This is a genomic window from Sphingobium quisquiliarum P25 (genome assembly GCF_000445065.1).
Classification (GTDB): Bacteria; Pseudomonadota; Alphaproteobacteria; order Sphingomonadales; family Sphingomonadaceae; genus Sphingobium; species Sphingobium quisquiliarum.
Genome location: NZ_ATHO01000175.1, coordinates 1 through 24386, shown reverse-complemented (window position 1 = coordinate 24386; position 24386 = coordinate 1). Strand labels below are relative to the sequence as shown.

Below are 24386 nucleotides of genomic sequence, written 5' to 3'. Positions count from 1 at the left end.
GATGGCCAGCCGCAAGCGCACCGCCAGTTCCAGCCAGGACGATCTCTTCAATCCCGAAGTTGAGCTGCTGCTGCCCCCTCGCCTCGCCATAGACGGCAAGGTGCTGGCGAGCCCCGTCCGTCAGTTGGCGGTTCCGGCGCAGCGCGTGCGCTGCAAACTGCGCCCTTTCGCGATCCGCCGCGTCACTGGCCATGAGGCCACCCTCAAATCGGGCGAGACGCTGAAGATTATCAGTGCGAAAACGGCAACGCCGTTGGACGCCGATCTCATTCTCCTGGTGCCCGGCGCGACGGAGGCGGTGCGGATCGCCGAAACGCTCGAAATGGGCGAAGGCCGTTGGATCAACTCGCTGCCGACCAATATCGCCACGCTGGATCGTGCCGCGCGTGCCGATCGGCTGGCTGCCGTCTCCGCCTCCTGGACGGATGCGGTCTATTTACGCGAAGGACGTGCCGCGGAGACCGGCGAGCCGGCGCGGCCGGGTTTGCGGCGTCCTCAGATCGGCGCGCTTCACGCCGCACTGGCCCACGCAACCCGGTCAACCGATCCGGCAACCGTGGTCATGCCGACCGGCACGGGCAAGACCGAGACCATGCTCGCGCTCAACGCCCACCAGAACTTCGAGCGGCTGCTGGTTGTGGTGCCGACCGACGCCTTGCGCGAGCAGATCGCCGGCAAGTTCGAGACCTTCGGTGTTCTCAGGCAACAGCAATGTCTCGCCGACGCAGCAGCCTTTCCGCTTGTCATGCGGCTGTCCCATATTCCGACGAGCCCGGCGGAGGTCGATGAAATCTTCGACAGCGCCAATGTCGTCGTCACCACGATGCAGATCGCCGGGCGTGCGGACGCGCCCGTTCAGGAGCAGATGGCAGCGCGCGCCTCGGCGCTCTTCATCGACGAGGCGCATCATATCGGCGCCCCGACCTGGGCTCGTTTTCGCGGCCTCTTTATTGATCGGGAACCGCCGCTGCCCATCGTCCAGTTTACAGCCACCCCCTTCCGTGAGGACGGCCGGCGAGTCGATGGCGAGTTCATCTACACATATCCGCTCAAAAAGGCGCAGACCGAAGGCTATTTCAAACCGATCCGTTTCGAGGCTGTGTTCGGGCTCGACCAGGCCGATGCTGACCTGGCCATTGCCGAGAAGCTCGGCGAGATTCTGCAGGGCGATCTGGACGCGGGCCTGAATCACCTTGCCATGGCACGGTGCCAGACGATCGACCGCGCCAAGGACCTCCACCAACTCTACAGCGCGATGTTCCCGGAATTCCGGCCGGTCATCGTTCACAGCCAGCAGTCTATCCGCGAGCGTCGCGCGAACCTCGCCGCGCTGAGGCGCTTCGAAAGTCGGGTCATTATCTGCGTCGATATGCTGGGCGAAGGTTTCGATCTCCCGGAACTGAAGATCGCGGGCCTGCATGATCCGCACAAGAGCATCGCCGTCACCATCCAGTTCGTCGGCCGCTTCACCCGGCAGGATCCGCGTCTGGGTGATGCCACGGTCATCGCCAATACTGGCGTGGACGACATCGACCGATCGCTTGCCAAGCTCTATGCGGAGGACGCCGATTGGAACGCGCTGGTCGAGGCGCTCAGTACCGCAAAGATCGACCGGCAGGTTCGGCGCGCCGAAATGTTCAAAGGCTTCGTCGGCGACCTCAGCGACATCCCTCTTCAAACGCTCGAACCGAAGATGAACGCCGTGGTTTATCGAACGTCGTGCGACGCCTGGGAACCGCTCCGGGCCGAGGACCTATACAATCCCGGCGTCTATCTCGGCATGAAGGTCAACCCGCACCAACGCGTTGCCATCTTCGTCACCCGATCCGAGGAACAGGCTGGCTGGACCACCGCGCAACATGCGACCAATGTCATCTGGGATCTGCACATGATGCACTGGGATCCGGACCGACAGCTTCTCTATATCAGCAGTTCGGCCAAAGGCCCCTACGATCGGCTCGCCAAAGCCATATGTAGCGACACGACACGCCGCGTCGAAGGCGAGGAAGTCTTCCGCAGCTTGCACGGGTTCAACCGCCTCATCTTGCGCAACCTTGGCCTGACCCATCATCAGGGCCGCGGCGTTCGCTACTCCATGTACATGGGCGTCGATGTCGCCGACGGCCTCGATACCGCCAAGTCGCAGTCCCGCATAAAAAATAACGTCTTTGCGACCGGCTTCCTCGATGGCGTGCCCGCATCGCGCGGCTGTTCGGCCAAAGGCAAATTCTGGTCGATCTCTCCAGTTCGCGATCTCACCGACTGGGTCGAATGGTGTGCCGATATCGGCAAGGCTGTGAATGATCCGGGAATCACCACCGATGGCGTGTTCAAGAGTGCTATGCGGCCCCGCCAGATCAGCGACCGGCCGACCGTGCCGCCCGTCGCCATCCATTGGCCGGAGTCGCTGCTCACACAGATAGAGGACCGCGTAGAGATCAGCTTCGGCGACCGGGCTATGCCATTCGCCGAATGCGACATCGAACTGCTCGATCATGAACGCACCGGACCGCTGCGCTTCTCGGTACGGAGCGATGTGGATGTTGCTGAGTTCGAGATTGTGTTCGCCGAAGGCGGTGCTCGCTATCCCCAACGATCGGGACCGAAAACGACCATCAAGGTTGGCGGCAAAGTGAAAACTCTATCGGAATCCTTCGGCGAGGATTCCCCGCAGATCGATTTCGGGGACGGATCACTGCTGATCTACAGCCATCTCTACGCCTTGCCAGATGGTGTTGCCTTCGCCCCCTACCCCTCGGACCAGATCGAAGTCTGGGACTGGTCCCGGACAAATATCAGGGCTGAGGCGCAGGGACCTGAAAAGCGCGCAGACTCGGTACAACGACGGGTGATCGACGCGTTGCTCGCCGATGATGAAGCCTATGACCTTGTCTTCGATGACGACGGCGCCGGCGAAATCGCCGACGTGGTCACCCTTCGCGTGACGGAAGGCCTGGTGCAGGTGACTCTGCATCACTGCAAGTATTCCAGCGCGGACACACCGGGAGCGCGCGTGAAGGATCTCTACGAGGCCTGCGGCCAGGCACAGAAATCCGCTCGATGGCGCGATCGTCCCCATCGCATGTTCACACACATGCTGAAGCGGGAAAAGCTGCGTCTCGACAAAGGTCAGAGTTCACGCTTCGAGCAAGGAACAGCAGCTTTTCTCAAGAAGCTGAAGGCAAGCTGGCAGGACTATCGCTATGAGTTCGATGTCAGGATCGTGCAGCCGGGCCTCTCGCGCGCAGCCATTACCGAAGAAGGTCTGCACCTCTTGGCCGGGGTCGAGACCTATTTGATGGAGACACGCGCGATGAAGCTGAGGATCATCGGCAGCGCGTGACTGTCCATCCGCACCCGTGAGCCTAAGGTATCCCCGCCAAGGGAAGCACACCCATCGCGCTTCGTGATCATCCCGGATCAGCGATCGGAAGGATCGGCTCGGATGGCCTGGGGTCAATCGCCATCGCCTCGGTCTCTGCCGCGAACACGTCCCCCCCGTTCAAATTTGGTGCGTCAATGGTCGATGTCAGCCCGTGGCCGTTCGCCGGTGCTGCCTGTGCCGCCTTTATCTGACGAAGACCCATCGCGGAAAGATCGAGGACGAGCGGTTGCAGCAGCTCGCGGGTCGCCTCGCCGCCCCGCGACAACACGTCGATGAAATCCTCCTGATTGGGCTGCCCGAGAGCCAGGCGATAGATCATGCGCTGCTCTCGAAGCTGGGCGAAACGCACGACATCCCGTCCAAAGGGGCGCTCGAAAACATGGCGGCTGATTTCGGCGCCATCAAGCACCCACCAGGGACGAAGGCCGCTTGCATCGACTGACCTCTCCGCATGGCCCTGCAAACACCGCCAGGGTGAACCGTCGGCCAGCGTGGAATCTCTCAACACCTCGTCACGCAATGTTGCTGCGAGCCGCCGTCTGACCGCCAAGCCCGCATAACGCTGTATGCGCCCTTCACGTTGCTCGAGATCAAGCGGGTTGGACGAGAGGTCCCAATGAACCACATGCGAACACCAGGGGTGAAAATCCAGCCCCTCCTGCCCCACGGACGTCGTCGCCAGAACGTGCGGCCAGAATGGCGTGTTGAAACTCCGGCGAACTTCATCGGGTCGGGCTGGAGCAGCTTGCGCCACGCCGCCCTCCACCTTGACGACGGGCTCGGTCTCAGCGTCACCGAACGGCACCGCGACGTGACAGCGCACCGGGATCTTGTGCGGTGGCCCGCCAATGCCATGAAAGCTGAAGCTGCCGGCGCGTAGGCCGAGCGACGATTGCAGATCCTTGGCGAGGCCAGCAGCGCCTTCATGGAGATTTTGGGCGCGCAGCCAGCAATGCTCATCGAGAACACTCTCGAAGCCGCCGTCCACCACCGCGCCCATGACTTGCTCGACCGCGCTTTTCCCCGCCAACGATGACAGGATCACCGGATTGTCGAGATAGGCGCGCAGTCCCTGCCAACTGAGTTGAACCAGCTCCGGATAGCGTGTTGGGTCAAGGATCGTCGGGTCATGCCGCAGCAACGCCCGGCCGAGCGCGATGCCTGGCGCCCCAATCGCATAGTCCACGAGATCCGAAAGCTCGATGGGAGAGAGCCGGTCGATCGGCTGCGCCTGGCGCCACTTTTGAACAGCCGACTGCGCGGCACGATCGTCACCGATCGCGCTGCGCCAGCCTGCGGCGGACAGCTCGGCGACACCGGCCATCCGTTCGATCGCCGCCAGCGTCATCGCAATCGATCTGTGCCGGCGTCTGGCCTTCGCGGTATCGCGCTCAATGATGCCCCTGGGCAAGGCGGCGAGGATCTGCCGCCGGACCTCCTTGCGAACGACGCCGAGCGCCGCGCCAGCTTTCGCAAGCGGGTCTGTGTTGCGGATCAACCATGGCGATGGATGGAACGCCGCCATCACGGGGCCGGGAACGGCCGCCAACTTGAAGCGCCGCCGCCTATAAGCCTTCTCATAGCCGCCTTGTTTCTTGGGGAGGCAGTGCGCTTCCACACCAAAGCTCAGAAGCGCAGCCACGCTGGGCGGAGTCGCTCGAAAGCGGCTGAACATCAGCAGCTTGGGATCAGCCGCCGTGCTCTTCCAACCTCCGCCGAGTGGCCACCAGGGAAGCGACGGGGCAACCCAGGGGAGCGACAGCAGCTTCGGCGGGGCAACATCGCTGAGCGCGCGGAGCTTCGCGTCGGGCCATGCGGTTGGCGCATCGAGTTTATTACGGCGATCGCGCGTCATCCGCGTGAGCTTCGGCGCCGCCTTGATCTTGGCACGCTTCCAGGCCGCATAGCGAGGGCCAAGCGCCTGAGCCGGCAACGGAACCGAGGACCAATATGGCAACGCCTCATAGCGCATCGGCTCGGCAAAACTCTCCACGAGATGCCGGTAGACCTGAAAATCCTCGGGCGATGGGTCGGCATCAAGGAATTGCGTTGCGGCGAGCGGGTCGGCCGACGCCACACTATCCCGTTCCGTCCGCGACATCACGGGCGTCAGCAGTCCGCGAAGCTCATCCCTCAGCCTGGCCGCCTCAGCAACCTCGCGCTCCAACTCTGGATGATTCACATCGGAATGCGCCGCGATGTCACGCAACTTGTCGCCGAAATCGGCAAACAGCGTCTTGGCGCGCTCTCGAACATCGAGGCCTGCCAGGAACTCGATCAGGTCCAGAAGCTCCGCATGGGCGAGCGCACCGCGCGCCTCCTCCCATCTTGTGCTCAGGAGCCGATACGGCGTCGCACTGAGCAGCAGGATCGCAGGCGGAACAAGCGAGCCTTCAGGTTCCAGAAGCGCTTGCAGAAGCGGATCGGCGTCCTTCTCGTCGAGAATTTGCCGGTAACGCTGAAACTCGTCGAGAACGACAAGATCAGGTGGCTGATGACGCAGTGTCGCCAGCGCCAGGGCACGTCGGAGGCGACCAACAAAGGTGGTCGGTTTGAGCGGATTGACCTTTCTCTTCGCATCGCCCTGGACCGCCAGATCGAGCATCGCGCGTACCGGTTCACCGAATTCGGCCGCCAGAGCTTCGCGAAACCGTTGGCGAAGATGGGGAGGCGAAGTCGCGAACTTGTTCTCCGCATCCTTAACAGCCCAGTCCCACGAACCTCGCGCGCTGAGCCGCAATATGTCCGGGTCAAGATCGCGGGCGAATGCAGGATAGGTCTGCTCAAGCAACACCTTGAGGAACGCCCGCTCTTCCTTGCGTCCTCCCGTGAGACGCGCGCGCGCTCCCGGAAATGACGTCGCGGGGGTCAAGGCGTAGATGAGGACGGGATTGTCCGGCTGCTTCGCGATCGCAATCAGCGAAAGTCGATCCGGAGTTGCAATTGCGGCCTTGCGTTGTGAATCGCTCAGGAAGCCAACGACCCGGCCCTTGTTCTGATGCGAGACCGCGTGCCCATTGGCGATGTAGTAGATCACCAAAGGCCGGCGGCCGTCCTCGGACATGCGGCGAGCCAGTTCCTTCGCCACGACCGTCTTTCCAAGGCCGACTTCATCGGCCACCAGAAAACGACGGCGCCCCGTCAGATCCTCGAAGGCCGCGAGCGCCGCATTGACAGCAGCTTCCTGGAATGGCTTGGGCGTGCTCATCGGCGTCTACCCTTGATCTCGGCGGCGCCAAGCCCGCTTCGAACCTTGCCCCATAATGCGTCAAAGCGTCTGAGCATCTCCGCGGTTTGCGGGTCTTCCTGTCCGGCCTGCTCAAGCACGGCGGGCAGATATTGAGAGACCCGTCGCTCGATCTCGCGGAACTTGTCTGGGTCGCGCGCCCATGCCGCCAACATCTCTTCCAAGGTGGGCAGCGATGCGTCCAGCACCGGGTTCGCTACCAAACCGGCGCGTTCCTGCGGCTCGTCATGCGTCCAGTCACCCTCGCCCTGCCGGTCGTCTTCGGCAAGCAACCCGGCCACCCAGAGAAGAAATCCTCTGGCTCCGAGGAAACGCACAAATGCGGCGCGGTCGCGTTCCTCCCCAAAAGGTGGCTCGGCCGGTGCGCGTTGCAGCCACGAAAGCCCCTTGTCTCCACGGCTGACCCGCAAGCGCACGAACTCACTTCGTTCGGCGGGAGTGACAGGCCCCAGAAGCATGTCGGGTTGCTGCGCCGGCCAGGCCACAAGCTCGCCATGAAGCGCGCCGACTTCCAGCAGGATGTCGGCGTCATCGGGATGCGGACCGCCAGGATGGAGATCGGAACGATGAGTGAGGCGCATCCCTTCGTTGTCGATGCTGAGTTCTGCCGCCCAGCGCGCCGCCACTTGGGCGTGCGCCCGTTCGAGCGCCTCCTCTTCCAGCGTCGCCGCATCGGGCGAATGCTCCACACCGGGTGCTTCGACAGGACGCGCTGACCCGAGAAGCGCCTTCAGACCTTTCTCGACGGACTCGGAAACCTCCAACTCAGCCGTCACCTCGGCGTTGCGTCCGGTCCAGGCGCGCAGCGTCGCGTTCGCGCTTCCGAGCCATAGTGCCCGCTTGCGCCCAGAACGCATGAACAACAGCTTGGCATGAAGGCCGCGGCCGACTTCCTCCTCCTCATCATCGGCCGCGCCGGCATCAACCGGCAGCGCCGCGAGCTGTGACGCAGGTTCGGGATCGCCAATGGGATAGTCGGGCGCATCGAGTGCGAGCAAATCGTCGAATACCGCCAGTGACGGACCGACCCGTTCGATCTCCCGCATTGTCGTCAGCAGTACGCTTCGTGACGGTTTCGTTCCCTTCGGTGTCTGTCTGGCAAGAAAGTTCTTGTCGACAAAGGGGCTCACCACGACAACCTCGTCCGTCCCCGGTGGCGGGACAGGAACGACCTGATCTCCCGTCCCGGCCGACCAGCGAATCCGCTCAACGCGCACGCCTGCTGGCGCCCGCCAGGCCACCTTCGCAATCGTCGCCGCAAGGGAAGCGGAACGCGCGCCTTTCAGCTCGGCCTTCTCGGCCAGTCCGCGCGCCAGATCTTCCGCACCAGGGATCCGAGCACCACCTTTGCCACCAGAAACAAGCAGCAGCCCAATGTCGCGATTTACGCATTCGGTCAGGTTCCGGCTGCCGACCCAAAGCCGCCAGCCGATCTCGCCGTCCGCGCCGCACGTTCGCACCAGAGCGGCCTTGGGGTGCCAGCTATGTGTTGCCTCATCGAAATCGACTTCGCGAACGAACTGATCCAGCACGGCAGCGATGCGCGGGGTACGCCGCATTCTTGCGAGACGGCCGCGCTGGATCACAATGCGCACTTTCCCGCGCAACCTCTCGACCGCATCGGCGAAATCGGACGGAGTGCCACGGCCAGCGTCGGTGTCCTTGCCCGCCAGCGCGAGCAAAGTGGCGCCGATCGATCCCAGATCCGCCGAATAGGACGCCAGCAAGGCGAGCTCGACGCTTTCATCGGGGCCGGGACGCAACCCCTCCAGGAACGAGAGCGCCGGCCAGCTTTCGACCACCTCGCTCATTCGGGGTCCGCCAGATCTTCGAGGAGCGTACTGACTTGCCCCCATCTATAGTGGAGCGGCCCAGCGAGGCCATGTTCATCGCTCGACCATTCGAGGCGCCGATCTCGTCCATTAACAGTCAAAGCAAGCCGTGCGCGCGGCCCCTTGCGGGCTTCAGCCGCGGCGTAGACGTCGAAGAGCGGGGCGGGATTTCCCGATCTGGATGCTATCCAGTCCTTCGTGGCCGTCAGAACAGCACGCAACCTCGACGGCAGCGCGCCAATGTCCGTCTCAAGCGCATCGACATCGAGCTTGGCCGCGATGGAACCGTGCTCTTCGATGATCGCGACGAGATGGTCACGATGTCGGGTCGATATCTCCCGCTTGTCGCCGGTCTCGACGACACGCTCCAGAAGCGCGTCATAGATGGCCCGGCCTACACCCGCGAGACTTGCGGCCTGCCGTGCCCTGGCAAGCGCGGCCTGATCGGGACCGGCGACCGCGCTAACCTCGGCTCCCCACATCCCCGATGGCGCCGCAGCCTCGGTACGCGCCAGTCTCGCGAGCAGGGACAGCTCATGACTACCATCGCGACGCAACTGTGCGAGATGCTCGCGCAGAAAAGCCGCTTCTGCGGCCGCCATCCGAAGTGTGATGTGGCCGCCAAGCCAATTATCCGGTCGATCGAGGAGTGGCACGAACGGCGGGTCGAAACTGACAAGCGGATGACCATCGTCATCGGTCGCCGCTCCGGCGCTCTTCAACAGCCGATGCGCCTGTGCTCGCGAAATAGTCCGCCCATCAATGCGGGGACGCAATATGCCCCAGACCGCAAGCGCATTCCAATACACGGTCGATGGCGGTTGGCTCGACGGCTTGGGAAACACACGTCCCCCGATCACCTGGGATTCGCCCGCGTCCTTAAGCCGGCCCGCAAGCTCCCTTTCGCGTTCGCGCAGAGCACGCACGGCGGCCGGTCCCGTCAGGCCTGCCAGATCCTCGAACAGCCAAGGCACGAAGAGCGCATAGCGGGCACGCGTGTGCAGCACCGATGTACCCGGGAAGAAGCGGTCGGCATAACGCTGATGGATCGTCAGGAAGCCGATCTCATCGCGCACGCCCATGGATTCTTCGTCCATTTGCGCCTTGGCGCGCGCCAGCGCCTCCCGCGACAGATAGGTCCATCCCAACGCAGGTTCGATAGACGGGCTGCGTCTGGTGCGGGATGGTTTTGCCGATTGTCGCATGACCATCAGCTCCACAAGGCGGACAATGGCGCTGCGGCCAATTTGTCGCCGAAGGGCACGAGATCGGTGCTATCGTAGAGCACGACGCCGTAGGCGAACCGGTCCTTGCACGCTTCGGCCAAGGTCCGCAGCCCGGCAAAGTCGCTGGACTTTACCGTCGCTGACGCCTTGACCTCGATCCCCACGATCATGCCGTCGTCGCGTTCCAGCACAATATCCACCTCGTGCATCTGCTGATCGCGAAAATGATATGGCGTAAGCCGTAAGTCGGACGCATCCATGAGCTTCAGGACTTCGGCAAACACGAAGCTTTCCAGAAGCGCGCCGAATACGCCGCGGTCCGCCTTCACCCGATCGAACGTCAACCCGCGCGCCGTGGCGAGAAGGCCGGAATCGAGGAAATGCAGCTTCGGCGTCTTGGCGATCCGCTTCAGCGCGTTTGTGTACCAAGGCTGCAATGTCGAGACGAGGAAGACCTGCTCCAGCAGCGCCACATAGCGCTGTCCCGTCTTGTGGCTGACATTGATGCTGGAGCCGAACTGCGAGTAGTTGACCAACTGCCCCGAATGCTCCGCCAGCAGGCGAACGAATTTCGGCAGCTCGGTCAGCTTCTCGATCTCGGCGATGTCTCTGAGATCACGGGTCAGAACCGACGTCAGATAGGACCGCGCCCAATCCTGCCGCCGCCGTTCACTGTCACGGCTGATCGCCTCGGGAAAGCCTCCGAACAGGGCGAGTTGGATGAGGTCATCGCCAACAATCGCCCCACGGTCCCCCTGAAGTTTCCCCGCGAACAAACGCTCCAGAAAGGTCGGCGCCTGGCCTGTTATTTCCGCCCGGGCCAGCGGCAGCATTCGAATGGTTTCCATTCGACCCGCCAGGCTGTCGGCAACTCGCGGCAAGGTAAGTACATTGGCCGAGCCGGTCAGGAGGAAGCGGCCGGGGCGATAGTCCTCGTCCACTGTCTTCTTGATCGCCAGCAGCAGATCGGGCGCGCGCTGAATCTCATCGATGATCGCGCGATCCAGACCACGAATGAAACCGGCCGGATCGGACTGCGCAGCGTCGAGCACCGTCTGATCGTCGAGCGTGATATAGCTCCGGCCCTCCTCCCCCATCTTCCGGACAAGCGTGGTCTTGCCCGCCCGGCGAGGTCCTACGATCAGGACCACCGGGGTGTCTGAAAGGGCTTCCTCCACCCGATGCTCGACGAGCCGTTCGTACATGCCTGTTTCCGATTCTTTGACGACTGGAACTATGATGCATGATAATTGGAAGTCAATGACCCGTAGATTGGAAATGGTAGCGCAGTGATCCGGGAATGGGTGAAGGGGGAAGGCCTTCCCCTGCGGCCGAGCCCTTGGTCTCGTCCGACCCCTTCTGCGGGGGATCCCCGCAACGCCCCCTGTAGAGTGAGAGAGTGGCCGGATCGTCCGTGACGGGTTGAGGACCGGGAGAGAGGCTTCCGGCGCCCGTCATGGAGTTTCGTCCCATGAATATGCAGGTTCTGGAAGCCCGTCGCGACGTAAGCGGCGGCTACAAGGTCGATGTCACCCGTGGCCAGCGCGTCGGCCGCGTCTCGTCCGAATGGTTCTCGCGCCCTGACGACGAGCGCTATCTGTCCCTGTCGGATCTGGCACGCACGGTTCGCGGGCGCTCCGAACGCAGCCGCACACGCGTAGTCGAGAGCGAACTGATCCATGTCGAAGCCAGCCGCTCCGATCCCGAGCGCCTGGCGCTGACCCTGCCCGACGCCGATGCCCCCATCGCGCCGACGCACTGGAGCTTCGGCCAGCTTGCCAGCCTGGTTGGAGCACCGGCCGCCTATCTACGTCAGCTTCCCGCCGCGCTTGCCGGAATCAACCTGCAATATGGTCTGTCTTCGCACCGGGCCGAGCAGATCAAAACCTTCGAGATCGAGGACGGACGGGTCGAGCTGCGCGCCGTGACCGGACCCGATTACGGCAGGATTCATGACTACGAACTGGTGGAGGCCGTACAGCGCATCGCGGGCAACGGCACGGGTGACACGCGCTGGAAGGTCCCCGGCGTGCTCGACTGGTCAAGCGGGATCTACAATCCCAACGTCGATATCTCGAAGGATACCACCACGCTCTACGCCTCCGATCGCGACGTCTTTCTCTTTCTTGTCGACGATCTGAACCCGATTGAAGCCGGCCGCCTGCCGGACGGATCGCCCGATCTCTACTTCCGGGGATTTTATGCCTGGAACAGCGAAGTGGGCGCGAAAACCCTTGGGATTGCGTCCTTTTATCTCCGAGCGGTATGCCAGAATCGAAATTTGTGGGGCGTCGAGGATTTCGAGGAAATCACCATTCGCCACAGCAAATACGCCGCCTCGCGCTTCGCCCATGAGGCGGCTCCGGCACTGCTGAACTTCGCTAACTCGTCGCCCATGCCCTTCGTCAACGGCATCAAGGCGGCCCGCGAACGGATCGTGGCCAAGACCGACGAAGACCGCACGAACTTCCTGCGCCGCCGCGGCTTCTCGAAAGCGGAAACCGGAAAGATCATCGATACGGTGCTGGCCGAGGAAGGTCGTCCGCCCCAGTCGATCTTCGATTTCGTTCAGGGCATCACCGCGCTCGCGCGCACCAAGCCTCATCAGGACGCTCGCCTCGATATGGAGGCCAAGGCGAAGAAACTCCTGGACCGGGCAGCCTGAACCTCGCGAAGCCGGAAATCCTGTTCTCCGTATTTCCGGCTGCGTGCATCTCCGTCTCCACGTTTTTCCGGTACGGCGGCGCTGCTCCCTTCAGAGGAAGAGGGCGGCGCTTCGCTTCGTGACGGGTTTCGGGTCGAGAGAGAGGCTCTCGGCGCCCGTCGCGGAGTAACTCACATGGCAACTGCCGTTCAGAAGATCATCCTGTCGTCGTCGCGCGACGTTCCCTTCAACAAGCTCGTACTTAGCCAGTCCAATGTCCGGCGCGTGAAGGCCGGCGTTTCGCTCGAGGAGTTAGCCGAGTCCATCGCCCGTCGCGGCCTCATCCAGAGCCTCCACGTCCGGCCGGTTCTCGATGCCGACGGAGCCGAGACCGGCATGTTCGAGGTGCCCGCCGGCGGCCGCCGTTATCGTGCGCTCGAACTGCTGGTGAAGCAGAAGCGCCTCGCCAAGACCGCACCGGTCCCCTGCGTCGTCGGCGACCCGAACAGCGACGTGACCATTGATGAAGTGTCGCTCGTCGAGAACATCGACCGTGCGCCGCTCCATCCCCTCGACCAGTTCCGCGCTTTCCAGGCCATGCGCGACAAAGGCATGACCGAGGAGGCCATCGCCGCTGCCTTCTTCGTCGGCGTCAACGTCGTGAAACAACGCCTGCGCCTCGTCTCCGTTTCGCCGGTGTTACTGGAGATCTATGCCGATGACGGCATGACGCTCGAACAGCTCATGGCTTTCACCATCTCGCAGGACCATGCCCGCCAGGAACAGGTCTGGGATGCCGTCAAGGACAGTTGGCAGAAGGAACCCTACCAGATCCGCCGCATGCTGACGGAGACTTCGGTACGCGCGTCCGACAAGCGGGCGATCTTCGTCGGCATCGAGGCCTATGAGGCAGCCGGCGGCATCGCCCTGCGTGACCTGTTCCAGTCCGATGATGGCGGCTGGCTTCAAGATGTTGGGTTGCTCGACCGCCTGGTAAGCGAGAAGCTCAAGATCGTTGCCGACGAGATCGCGGGCGAAGGCTGGAAGTGGGTCGAGGCCGCCTTGAGTTTCCCCTATGGCCACGAGCACGGGCTTCGTGCGTTGACCGGGACCACGGTCGATCTGACCGACGACGAAGGCACCACCCGCGAAGCTCTGCGAGACGAATATGACCGGCTCGAAGCCGAATATGCGGAAGCCGACGAACTGCCCGAGGAGATCGATGCGCGCCTTGGCGAGATCGAACAGGCGCTCGACGCCTTCGAACAGCGCCCAACGATCTACGATCCAGCCGACATCGCCATCGCTGGCGTCTTCGTCAGCCTCGACTCAGACGGCTCGCTCTCCGTCGATCGCGGCTATGTCCGTCCCGAGGACGAGCGACCGGTCGAAGATGCCGACCACGACACGTTGGATGAAGAGGTCGATCCCGAAACCGGTGAAATCCGGTCGCCTGCGATCCAGCGCGCGGTCATCACCATCGGCGGCCAGGTTGCGGAACCGGAAGACGACGAAGACGACGGCGTCAAGCCGCTACCCGAACGCCTCGTCATCGAGCTGACCGCGCACCGCACCCTGGCGCTGCGCAATGCCGTTGCGGAACATCCCGATGTCGCCATGACCATGCTGCTGCACAAGCTGGTCAGCGACACCTTCCTGCGTACCGCGCCAACCGGCTGCCTGGAGGCGAGCGTCCGCCATGTCTTCTTCTCTGCTCAGTCGGAGGACCTGAAGGCCAGCATACCGGCACGTGAGGTGACCGAGCGGCATGAACGATGGGGCGATCATGTTCCCGCCGACGATCAGGCTCTGTGGGACTGGTTGACCCATCTCGACGACGGGACGCGGCTCGATCTGCTCGCCCATTGCGTCAGCTTCGGCGTGAACGCGCTGTTCGAGCGGCCGAACCCACACAGCGGATCGAGTGTCAGCCAGCATGGCCTGGATGTGCGCCTCTCGCAGGCCGACCGGCTTGCGCGGGCCACCGGCCTCGAAATGGTTGCGGCAGGCTGGCGGCCGACCGTCGGCAACTATCTCGGCCGCGTCACCAAGCCCCGCATCCTCGAAGCCGTTCGCGAGGGCGCCGGCGAACGGGCCGCCCAGCTCATCGAGCATCTCAAGAAGGGCGACATGGCCAAGGAGGCCGAGCGCCTGCTGGCCGACACCGGTTGGCTCCCCGAACCGCTGCGCCTGGTCGAGCAGGGCGAGCCGGCGACGGACGGCGACGGCGACGATGCGCTCCCTGCCTTCCTCGACGACGAGGATGAGCTGTCGGAAGAAGAGGATGAAGCCCTGCACGCCATCGCCGCCGAATAGCACACCGACGCGGGGCGGCATCAACCGTCCCGCCCCTTCCCACTTTTTTTCCTTCAGCCCGGCGACCTGCGCCGGGCGTTTTCGTTTCAGGAGCTCACCATGGCTGACTACTTCACGCATTTCTCGTGCCTGCTCGATGTTGGTACGTCCGAGAACGCTGCTGGCGCGCTCGATCTCTACAACAAGCTCTCAGAAGAAGGCGCATCGGAAGATCCACCCTCCGACGGCTTCCTCCTTTCTATCCAGCCTGAACATGGCGGCCCGCAGCTTTGGATGCGCGACGACGAAACGGGCGACCCCGAACGCCTGATCCAATTCGTGAAGCTCTGCGCCGCCCAATTCAGCCTGACGGGCCGTTGGGGATTCCAATATGCAAACACCTGCTCGAAGCCCCGGCTCGACGGCTTCGGCGGCGGCGCGCACGTTCTCGATCTCGCCACCGGTGAAACGCTGGATTGGACCTACACCGACGGCTGGCTCGCCGAAACGCTGTCCAACGAGGGGGACCAGATATGAGCATCCCCTCTTTCGCCCGGATCAACTTCCAAACCCTGCTGCGCGCAGCAGCGGACGGCAATCTCGCGCTCATGGAGTGCCTCGACGCCCAATCCGGCAACCGGCGCTATGTGATCTGTGCGGTGGGTCGAGACAACGGCGATTACGTCTTCACGCCCTTCGGTCATCTCGCCGACGGGAACCCCCACGACGCCTATCTTCCGCCAGCCCCCGACGATCCCGCGACCTTCCTGCGCCCTGATACACAGGGAGAGGCGTCATGACCGATGTCGAAACAATCTTCGCGGACGATCGCACACGTCCGCCACCGGAACGGTCGCTGCCGTGGCCGGAAACTTCTGGCGGTGTCACCGTCATCATCGAGCCAAAGCCTCACTGGGCGGGCGACCTTCGCGCGTTCCGGCTCGATGCCAAGGAATACTGCACCTATTCCGATTGGACCGAAAACGGCGCCCGAGCCCGCTTCTTCGGGCACGTCGATACGAGCGGCGACACGGTGATGCGCAGGGCGCGTGCCGTGCTCGCCCGTGAGATCGCCGACGGACTCTGGAACTGAGCCTTCACAGCGCCTCGCCTCATGGCCGGGCGCTGTTTTCATGTCGCGGTCGCGACGCGGAGAGGAAGAGGGCCGCCGGGACGAGATGAGGCCGGGCGGTCGAGAGAGAGCGCCATCCGGGCTTTCCCGTTCCCGCTCTCCCGAAAGCTCATCCCATGAACATCGCATCTCCCGTCGCCGCTGCAGCCGCACCCACCGTTCTGGCCGCCGCGCATCGTCTTCTCGACCATCTCGAACGTGGGCAGCGCATCGACGCCACCGTGCTGCGCGGCGCGATGGAATCCGCGTTCGACGCTTCCGACTCAACTGGCGTCTGGGATTGGAAGACGGCCTATGACGCCTGCGAAGCGGCGACCGTCCTGTTTCTGCGCAAATACGGAAAGGCGCTTTTCCGTAAAGCAGCATCTCCGCCTGCACGACTTTCCGCTATCGGAAGGATTGCAGGTCTCCTGCCGACGCATACGCGCCGCTCCGAGCAGAGCCAGGCGCTACAACAATTCTCGACGCCTGCTCCGCTCGGCCTCGCCGCCGTCACCGCCGCCGACATAACGGCAAACGACGTCGTCCTGGAACCTTCTGCCGGCACGGGCTTGCTCGCGGTCCTTGCCGAAATCTCCGGCGCCACGCTGCTGCTCAATGAATTGGCCGAGACCAGGGCCAATATCCTCGCCTCGCTCTTTCCGGCCATCGCCGTCACGCGCTTCGACGCGGCCCAAATAGACGATCATCTGGGTCACACCGCGGTCCCCAGCGTTGTGCTGATGAACCCGCCATTCTCGGCAATGGCGAACGTCTCGGGCCGCATGGCCGATGCCTGCTACCGCCATGTTGCCTCGGCGCTTGCTCGCCTCGCGCCCGGCGGTCGTCTGGTAACGATCACCGGCGCGAACTTCGCGCCCGATGCCCCCGACTGGCGCGACGCCTTCATTCGCTTGCAGTCGCGCAGCCGCGTCGCCTTCACGGCCGCGATCGATGGTTCCGTCTATGCAAAACACGGCACCACGTTTCCGACGCGGATCACCGTCATCGACAAGCAGCCCGCCGACGATCCGACCATTTTTCCGACCTCGCCCGGCAGGGCGCCGGACATCGCCACGCTGCTCGGCTGGATTGCGGCGCAGATTCCGCCGCGACCTGTCGCAGCCATGCCGACTTGCAACGCGACGGCGTCCATCACCGCACCACGCACTGTTCGTGGCTACCTCGCCCGCTCGACCGCCGCACGTCCCGCCATGGCTGCCGTCGATCCCGAGGGCGTCGAACTCGCCTATGAAACCATGGACTGGACGCCGCCGGACGGCGCACGGCTAACCGACGCCATCTATGAGGAATACGGATTGCAGTCGATCCGTATTCCCGGCTCCCAGGCGCATCCCACCAAGCTGGTGCAGTCAGCGGCGATGGCGAGCGTTGCGCCGCCGAAGCCGAGCTATCGGCCGATGCTGCCGGCAAACATCCACGACCTTCTGTCCGATGCCCAGATCGAGACGGTAATCTATGCTGGCGAGGCGCATGGCGAGTATCTCGCCGGATCGTGGTCGATCGATGAGACCTTCGATGTCGTTCGGGCCGCGCCCGCCGACGCCGAGCACTCCGTCCGCTTCCGTCGTGGCTTCATGCTTGGCGACGGGACCGGTGCGGGCAAAGGCCGTCAGTCGGCCGGTATCATCCTCGACAATTGGCTGCGCGGACGCCGCAAGGCCGTCTGGATCAGCAAGTCGGACAAGCTGATCGAGGACGCGCAGCGTGATTGGTCCGCGCTCGGCATGGAGCGCCTGCTGGTCACACCGCTTTCGCGCTTCCCCCAAGGCAAGCCGGTCACGCTCTTGGAAGGCGTCCTATTTACAACCTACGCCACGCTACGCTCCGACGACCGTGGCGAGAAGGTTTCGCGCGTCCGGCAGATCGTCGAATGGTTGGGCTCCGACTTCGACGGAGTGATCATTTTCGACGAAAGCCACGCGATGCAGAACGCCGGAGGCGGTAAAGGAGAACGAGGCGACGTCGCTCCCTCGCAACAGGGGCGCGCCGGCCTACGCCTGCAACATGCGCTTCCCAATGCCCGCGTTGTTTATGTCTCGGCCACCGGCGCCACCACCGTCCACAATCTCGCCTATGCCCAGCGGCTCGGCCTCTGGGGCGGCGAGGATTTCCCGTTCGCCACCCGCGCCGAATTCGTGGAGGCGATCGAAGACGGCGGCGTCGCGGCCATGGAGGTTCTGGCGCGCGATCTTCGGTCGCTTGGCCTCTATACGGCGCGGTCCTTGTCCTACGACGGCGTGGAATATGAACTGGTCGAGCACCAGCTCACCGACGAGCAGCGCCGCATCTACGACGCCTATGCCGGAGCTTTTCAAGTCATACACAACCACCTCGACGCAGCGATGGAGGCGGCGAATATCACCGGCAGCGACGGCACGCTGAACCGCCAGGCCAAGTCCGCCGCCCGCAGCGCTTTCGAGCAGGCAAAGCAGCGCTTCTTCGGGCATCTTCTGACCAGCATGAAGACGCCGACCCTGATACGGTCCATCGACCGCGATCTGGAGCAGGGCCACGCCGCCGTCGTCCAGATCGTGTCCACCAGCGAAGCCCTGATGGAACGGCGCCTGGCCGAGATCCCCACCGAGGAATGGAACGACGTCAGGGTGGACATTACTCCTCGCGAGTATGTGCTGTCGTACTTGCAGACCGGCTTCCCGGTGCAGCTCTATGAGCCCTTCACCGACGGCGAAGGCAACCTCTCCTCGCGGCCAGTGTTTCGCAACGGCCAACCGGTCGAGAGCCGGGAAGCTGTTGCCCGGCGTGACGAGCTGATCGAACATCTCGCATCGCTGCCGCCAGTGCCTGGCGCGCTCGACCAGATCGTCCAGCGCTTCGGCACCGACATGGTGGCAGAAGTAACGGGCCGTTCCCGCCGCATCGTTCGCAAGGGCGACCGCCTCGTTGTCGAGAACCGCGCCCCCTCCGCCAATCTCGCCGAAACCGCCGCGTTCATGGACGACCTGAAGCGCGTCCTGGTCTTCTCGGACGCGGGCGGCACCGGCCGCAGCTATCATGCCGAACTCTCAGCAAAGAACCAACGCCTGCGCGTCCACTATCTGCTCGAACCGGGTTGGAAGGCCGACGCCGCCATTCAGGGGCTCGGGCGCACCAACCGCACGAACCAGGCACAGCCGCCACTCTTCCGCCCGATCGCAACGGATGTGAAGGCCGAAAAGCGCTTCCTCTCGACCATCGCGCGGCGGCTCGACACGCTCGGCGCAATCACGCGAGGACAACGGCAGACCGGTGGCCAGGGCCTGTTCCGGCCGGAGGACAATCTTGAATCTCCCTATGCGCGCGGCGCGCTCCGCCAGCTCTATGTGCTGATCGTGCGCGGCAAGATCGACGGCTGCTCGCTGGAACGGTTCGAGTCCTCCACCGGTCTGAAGCTGATGGACATGAACGGTATCAAGGACGAACTGCCGCCGATCACCACGTTCCTGAACCGTCTGCTGGCGCTGACCATCGAGCTTCAGGGCATCCTCTTCACCGCCTTCGAGCAACTGCTCGATGCCAAGGTCCAAGGCGCCATCGCCAGCGGCATATATGATATCGGGCTGGAGACATTGACGGCGGAGAGCTTCGTCGTCACCGACCGGAAGACCATCTACACCCATCCCGCGACGGGTGCTCAAACGCGGCTCCTTACGATCACCGAACGTCGTCGCAATCGCCCGATGACACTGACGGACGCCCTTGCCCATGTAGAAGATGACCACGGCAGGCTGCTGGTGAACGCCAAATCCGGCCGCGCTGCCGTGCAGGTGGCCGCCCCTTCGCTCATGCTTGATGACGGCGAGATCGAACGCCGTGTCCGGCTGATCCGGCCGATGGAACACACCCACGCTCCGCTGAAGATGATGGCAGAGAGCCATTGGCAGGAAGCTGATCATGCCAGCTTCGCAGCCGCATGGCAGCGGGAGGTGCTAGAGACACCACCCTTCGCCGACAGCACTATCCATATCGTCGCCGGTCTCCTCCTGCCGGTGTGGAAACGCCTGCCGAACGAGTCGACGCGGGTCTATCGGCTCCAGACCGATAACGGCGAGCGCGTCATTGGCCGCCGTGTCTCTCCGGCATGGGCGGCAAACGCCGCGTCGACCGGCAGAGCCAGCCTCACGGCGGACGACGCCTATACAGCGTTGGTCGATGGGCGGACCATACTTGATCTGGCCGAGGGCCTCCAGCTTCGCCGCGTCCGCGTCATGGGCGCGAACCGCATCGAACTCTCCGGCTTCGCCGAAACGATGCGCGAACGCCTGCGGGCCTACGGCCTCTTCACCGAGATCATCTCCTGGTCACTGCGGTTCTTCGTGCCGGTCGACAGCACGGGACCGACCGTGCTCGGCAAGTTGCTCGACACCTACCCCATCGATCGTATCTCCGAACGGGAGGCTGCGTGATGGCGCGTCACGACGCTTCCGATCTTGCCCACCGTCTCAGCCGTCAGGCCGAAGCGGTGTGCCGCCACTATCTCTCGGCAGGCCGCAAACAGGGCAACTACTGGCAGGTTGGCGATGCCCGCAACAATCCCGGGCGATCTATGTTCGTGCGGCTGAAGGACTCGCCCAAGGGGCTTGCCGGTAAATTCACCGACGCGGCGACGGGCGAACACGGCGATCTACTCGACGTGATACGGGAAGCACTCGGCCTCATCGACTTCGCAGATGTTGCCGAAGAGGCTCGCAGCTTTCTGAGCATCCCGCATCCCGAACCAGAGCCCGCACAAAAGCGGCACGCAACAGCGCCGGCGCCGTCAGGCTCAGCCGAAGCGGCACGGCGGCTGTTCGCCATATCGCAGCCAATCGGTGGCACACTCGTGGAAACGTATCTCCGCAATCGCGGCATTACGGCTTTGCACGGAACCGGAAACTTACGCTTCCATCCGCGCTGCTACTATAAACCCGACGAGCACAGCCCGACCGAGACCTGGCCGGCCATGGTCGCCGCCGTCACCGACCTCGCCGACAGGATTACCGGCACGCATCGGACCTGGCTCGCGCCCGACGGCTCAGGCAAGGCGCCGATCGACGTCCAGCGCAAGGCGATGGGCGACCTTCTTGGGCATGCAGTCCGCTTCGGGCTCTCCGGTGACGTGCTGGCGGCCGGCGAAGGGATCGAAAGCGTGCTATCGGCTCGTGAGGTCATGCCCGGCATGTCGGCGGCAGCGGCACTCTCCGCGGCGCACCTAGCTGCCATCCAGTTCCACGACCCACTGCGCCGGCTCTATGTCGTCCGCGACAATGATCGCGCCGGGGACGGTGCGCGGAACACGCTGATCGAACGGGCAAACGCGGTGGGGATTGAGGCGATTGCCCTGTCACCCATGCTCGGGGACTTCAATGAAGATCTCCGCACGTTCGGCCGTGACGCACTGATGGCGCATATCCGGGTGCAACTCGTCCCGCAGGACGTCGCCCGCTTCATGCTCCTGGCAGCGTAGCCTGGAACAGGGAAGCGATAACGGTGCTCCGTCATCGTGCCCGTCCGGATGCGTTCTTCCATCGGAAGATGAACCGCGCCTCGGCCTTTGAGAGGGCGATCGGCCCACAGCCGGTGCGGCCCGGCAATGGCGGCGGCCGACTATTTTCCGGCGGCGCGTCCCGCGCCTTTCCATCGCGAAGCAAAATAGTCGCCCTCTGCCATCCTCCGCTAACGCTCCGGCCCTGACGCTTCGCGTCAAGGTGCAAGGCCGTCCCGCCCATGGGCTTCGTCGCCATGAAGGCCGCGACGGTCGCGGTCCACACCGACGGAGCATCCCATGAACGGGCACGACGATTACGAACCCCACCACAGCGAATCCCCAACCGCCCACGTCCTGCACGAGCTTCAGCTCTACGGCTATCGTCCCTTCGAGGATGAACCAGATCCCCGGCCACTCCCCGAAGGCGATCGCATCGCTGGCGCCATCGCCGACATCTTCGATGCCCTGATCTCGACGCTCGAAGACACCCGCCTCGAACCCGACCTCGACGATCTCCTCTGGTCGACCGTCAATCTCTTCCATCGCGCCTCAGAGCGGATCGAACGCGAACTGGACGACAACGAGCAGGCACAGCGCCGCGGTCAGCGCGAACAGGATGGCAGCGAGGTGAAATCGGTCGAGTTGGAGCGCCTGACCGCCGAGGGGCAGACTCTTCTCGAACGCCGTGACGCCTTCGAACTGATGCGCGATCAAGCCGCCGACCACTTCGAGCGGCATACCAGGTCAAGCTGGCGACCGCGCACCGGCTCCATGGTCAACCATCGCAACCTTACCGCCGCGATGATCGACAGCCGCGACTTCATCGCCGCCAAACGCCGCGCTGAGGCCGAAGTCCTGTTGCCCGCCGGGCCAAAGATCGCCTTCTCCGGTGGCGACAGCACCGACCACAAGCTGATCTGGGCCAAGCTCGATCAGGTTCACGCCAAGCACCCTGATATGGTGCTGATGCACGGCGGCTCGCCCAAAGGCGCCGAGAAGATCGCCGCCCGCTGGGCCGACACGCGCAAGGTGTCACAGGTCGCCTTCAAGCCCGACTGGACGAAGCACGCCAAGGCCGCCCCTTTCAAGCGCAACGACCAGATGCTGGCCGTCATGCCGATCGGCGTTATAATTTTCCCCGGCACGGGTATTCAGGACAATCTTGCCGACAAGGCCCGCAAACTCGGTATCCCGGTCTACCGGTTCGGCTCAGGTGGCGCGTGAGCGCCACCTGCCTCTTACGGCCATCCCATGTCTGGCATCAGGCACGAGTTCTATTCGGTACGGCCATCATCGCAGAAACCTTGTTGGCGACCTCATCCAGAGTCGCCGTGAGCCGGTTGATCTGCGAGATCGTTGCCGTCATTTCCGGCCCATACCGCGTCACGAGATATTCTCTGTTCCCAGCCATGGCCGACAGATGCGCAGCAGTGCGCTTTCGCAGTTGGAGGCCATTCGCGATCGCCATTTCGGATCGCGCGGCAAGGTTATGTTGCAGCCCCCTTATCCGGGATGTTTCCTGTCCCATGAAGAGAAGCAGCGCGTTCAGATAAAGTTCGATCGCGTGAATGGCAGACAACCGGCAAGGAGCGCGTGATAGTGGATCTCCGCGTCGTCCGAGTTGCAGCAGCAGATGGGCCGCTTTTCTGTATTCTTCTGCCAACCGGAGTATTTGCTCAGGCGTGGCGGATTCCCCAGGGTATGTTTTCGGCGTGTCGGACAATCAGTTCGCTTTCCCCATTCCCGCTCAATTCTGAAATAATACGGCGAATTGCATCAAGAGATTCTGAACGCCGTCCTGTAACTGCGCCGGAAGAACTCTTCCGCCCACATTTCCCAAGTAAGGCGCTGATTTCGCTGTCCTGACCATTATATTTCCTATATAAAACATGGTGTTGAAGGCTGCGAGGGGCGCGTTTCATGGATCACCCAGAGGGTGCGGGCTTGCAACGGGCAGATCGGGTGGATTTCGACCCTCGCGTGCGGCTGGAATTTCGCGGCACGCAGCTCAGTTCCGACGGCGGCCTTCTGGTGATGCGCGAGCTTGATGACGCGCTCGGGTTGTCCGATTTGGCGTCAGCGGCGCTGCGCGATACTCGCTCTGGCAAGAACACGGTCCATCGGCTCGACGGCCTGTTCCGGCAATCAGTCTTTGGGCGGCTGGCCGGATACGAGGATGTCAACGACGCCAACCGTCTCGCCTGCGATCCGGTCATGCGCCAAGTTGTCGGCGGCAGAGCGGTCGATGCACAAGCGGCCTCGGCATCGCAGATGGGACGGTTCGAGACCGAGACGCTGGCTCTGGCCGGGAACCGTGCCGCGCTGGCCGACCTGAACGGGCAATGGATCGACCGGTTCCATGACCGTAACGGGCTGAAGTACATCGTTCTGGACATGGACAGCTCGGTCAGCCCGACCCATGGCGACCAGGAAGGGTCCGCCTGGAATGGCCATTTCGACTGTAGCTGCTATCACCCCAACTTTCTGTTCAACCAGTTCGGGATGCTGGAACGCTGCGCCCTGCGCCATGGCAACGTCCACAGCGCCGATGGCTGGCGTGATGTTCTCGACCCCGTCATTGCGCGCTACGCGGAGCGCGACCTTGGTGGCAGGTTCTTCCGGGCCGATGCTGCCTACGCGATCCCGGCGATCTATGAGCGATTGGAAGAAGCGCGGTTCTTCTACGCCATCCGGCTGCCCGCAAACGCGGTCCTCAAGGACAAGATCGCGCATCGGCTAACGCGCCCTGTCGGGCGGCCGTCACTGACCAAGGTCAAGCGGTTCTTCGAGGAATTCGAGTATCAGGCGGCGTCCTGGGACAAGGAACGCCGGGTGATCGCCAAGATCGAATGGCATCCGGGCGAACTGTTCCCGCGTGTCGGCTTCATCGTCACCAACCTGCCGATGGAGCCGGACTGGGTGGTGCGGTTCTACAACCAGCGCGGCACCGCCGAGCAGCACATCAAAGAGGGCAAATACGCCTTTCGCTGGACGCGGCTGTCGTGCCGGAAGTTCCGCGACAATGAGGTGCGGCTGCAACTGCACGCCCTGGCGTACAACCTGGCCACCTTCTTGCGCTGCATCGAGCTGCCCGAGGCCATGGCCGACTGGTCGTTGACCAGCCTGCAACTGAAGCTGATCAAGATCGGGGCACGTGT

General features: G+C 63.4%; 15 protein-coding genes. 10 read left to right on the top strand and 5 right to left on the bottom strand.

Going from position 1 to position 24386, the window contains the following annotated elements; genetic code table 11:
* Position 1: 1 nt before the first annotated feature.
* Positions 2-3343: a DEAD/DEAH box helicase gene (locus L288_RS41545; RefSeq protein WP_021240089.1), complete on the top strand. Its 3342-nt coding sequence runs from the start codon at positions 2-4 to the stop codon at positions 3341-3343.
* Between the two features lie 67 nt (positions 3344-3410).
* Here L288_RS41545 and L288_RS41540 read toward each other — a convergent pair whose 3' ends face one another.
* The 4 genes from L288_RS41540 to L288_RS41525 are packed head-to-tail and all read right to left on the bottom strand — an operon-like array spanning position 3411 to position 10868.
* Positions 3411-6593: a C-terminal helicase domain-containing protein gene (locus L288_RS41540; RefSeq protein WP_021240088.1), complete on the bottom strand. Its 3183-nt coding sequence runs from the start codon at positions 6591-6593 to the stop codon at positions 3411-3413.
* Complete coding sequence (locus L288_RS41535) at positions 6590-8443, bottom strand: phospholipase D family protein (RefSeq protein ID WP_021240087.1); 1854 nt, start codon at positions 8441-8443, stop codon at positions 6590-6592. The genes L288_RS41540 and L288_RS41535 overlap by 4 nt, the downstream gene beginning before the upstream one ends.
* Positions 8440-9669: a DUF6361 family protein gene (locus tag L288_RS41530; RefSeq protein ID WP_051209799.1), complete on the bottom strand. Its 1230-nt coding sequence runs from the start codon at positions 9667-9669 to the stop codon at positions 8440-8442. The genes L288_RS41535 and L288_RS41530 overlap by 4 nt, the downstream gene beginning before the upstream one ends.
* A 5-nt stretch (positions 9670-9674) precedes the next feature.
* Complete coding sequence (locus L288_RS41525) at positions 9675-10868, bottom strand: ATP-binding protein (protein WP_236613089.1); 1194 nt, start codon at positions 10866-10868, stop codon at positions 9675-9677.
* Between the two features lie 293 nt (positions 10869-11161).
* Between L288_RS41525 and L288_RS41520 the strand changes: the two genes are divergently transcribed.
* The 8 genes from L288_RS41520 (at position 11162) to L288_RS41485 (ending at position 22452) form a co-directional block, all read left to right on the top strand.
* Positions 11162-12355, top strand: a complete 1194-nt coding sequence (locus tag L288_RS41520; protein WP_031304996.1) for a hypothetical protein — start codon at positions 11162-11164, stop codon at positions 12353-12355.
* A 174-nt stretch (positions 12356-12529) separates the two neighbouring features.
* The gene (locus L288_RS41515) at positions 12530-14650 is read left to right on the top strand and encodes a ParB/RepB/Spo0J family partition protein (RefSeq protein ID WP_021240083.1); all 2121 of its coding nucleotides are present in this window, start codon (positions 12530-12532) and stop codon (positions 14648-14650) included.
* Between the two features lie 99 nt (positions 14651-14749).
* Positions 14750-15166 (top strand): hypothetical protein, encoded by a 417-nt coding sequence (locus L288_RS41510; protein ID WP_021240082.1) that lies wholly within the window; start codon positions 14750-14752, stop codon positions 15164-15166.
* Positions 15163-15429: a DUF6117 family protein gene (locus tag L288_RS41505; protein ID WP_021240081.1), complete on the top strand. Its 267-nt coding sequence runs from the start codon at positions 15163-15165 to the stop codon at positions 15427-15429. The genes L288_RS41510 and L288_RS41505 overlap by 4 nt, the downstream gene beginning before the upstream one ends.
* Entirely contained in the window at positions 15426-15722 is a 297-nt protein-coding gene (locus tag L288_RS41500) for a hypothetical protein (RefSeq protein WP_021240080.1), read from the top strand. The genes L288_RS41505 and L288_RS41500 overlap by 4 nt, the downstream gene beginning before the upstream one ends.
* 155 nt (positions 15723-15877) lie before the next feature.
* Positions 15878-20167: a strawberry notch-like NTP hydrolase domain-containing protein gene (locus L288_RS41495; protein WP_021240079.1), complete on the top strand. Its 4290-nt coding sequence runs from the start codon at positions 15878-15880 to the stop codon at positions 20165-20167.
* Positions 20167-21207: a DUF7146 domain-containing protein gene (locus L288_RS41490; protein ID WP_021240078.1), complete on the top strand. Its 1041-nt coding sequence runs from the start codon at positions 20167-20169 to the stop codon at positions 21205-21207. The genes L288_RS41495 and L288_RS41490 overlap by 1 nt, the downstream gene beginning before the upstream one ends.
* A gap of 318 nt (positions 21208-21525) precedes the next feature.
* A complete protein-coding gene (locus L288_RS41485; RefSeq protein ID WP_021240077.1) occupies positions 21526-22452 on the top strand; it encodes a DUF2493 domain-containing protein in 927 nt (308 codons plus the stop codon).
* Between the two features lie 37 nt (positions 22453-22489).
* Here the strand turns inward: L288_RS41485 and L288_RS0122460 are convergent, their stop codons facing one another.
* The gene (locus L288_RS0122460; protein WP_031304994.1) at positions 22490-22951 is read right to left on the bottom strand and encodes a HEPN domain-containing protein; all 462 of its coding nucleotides are present in this window, start codon (positions 22949-22951) and stop codon (positions 22490-22492) included.
* A 197-nt stretch (positions 22952-23148) separates the two neighbouring features.
* Here L288_RS0122460 and L288_RS41480 point away from each other — a divergent pair.
* The coding region (locus L288_RS41480; RefSeq protein ID WP_031304986.1) for an IS1380-like element IS1247 family transposase at positions 23149-24386 on the top strand (1238 nt) is incomplete at its 3' end.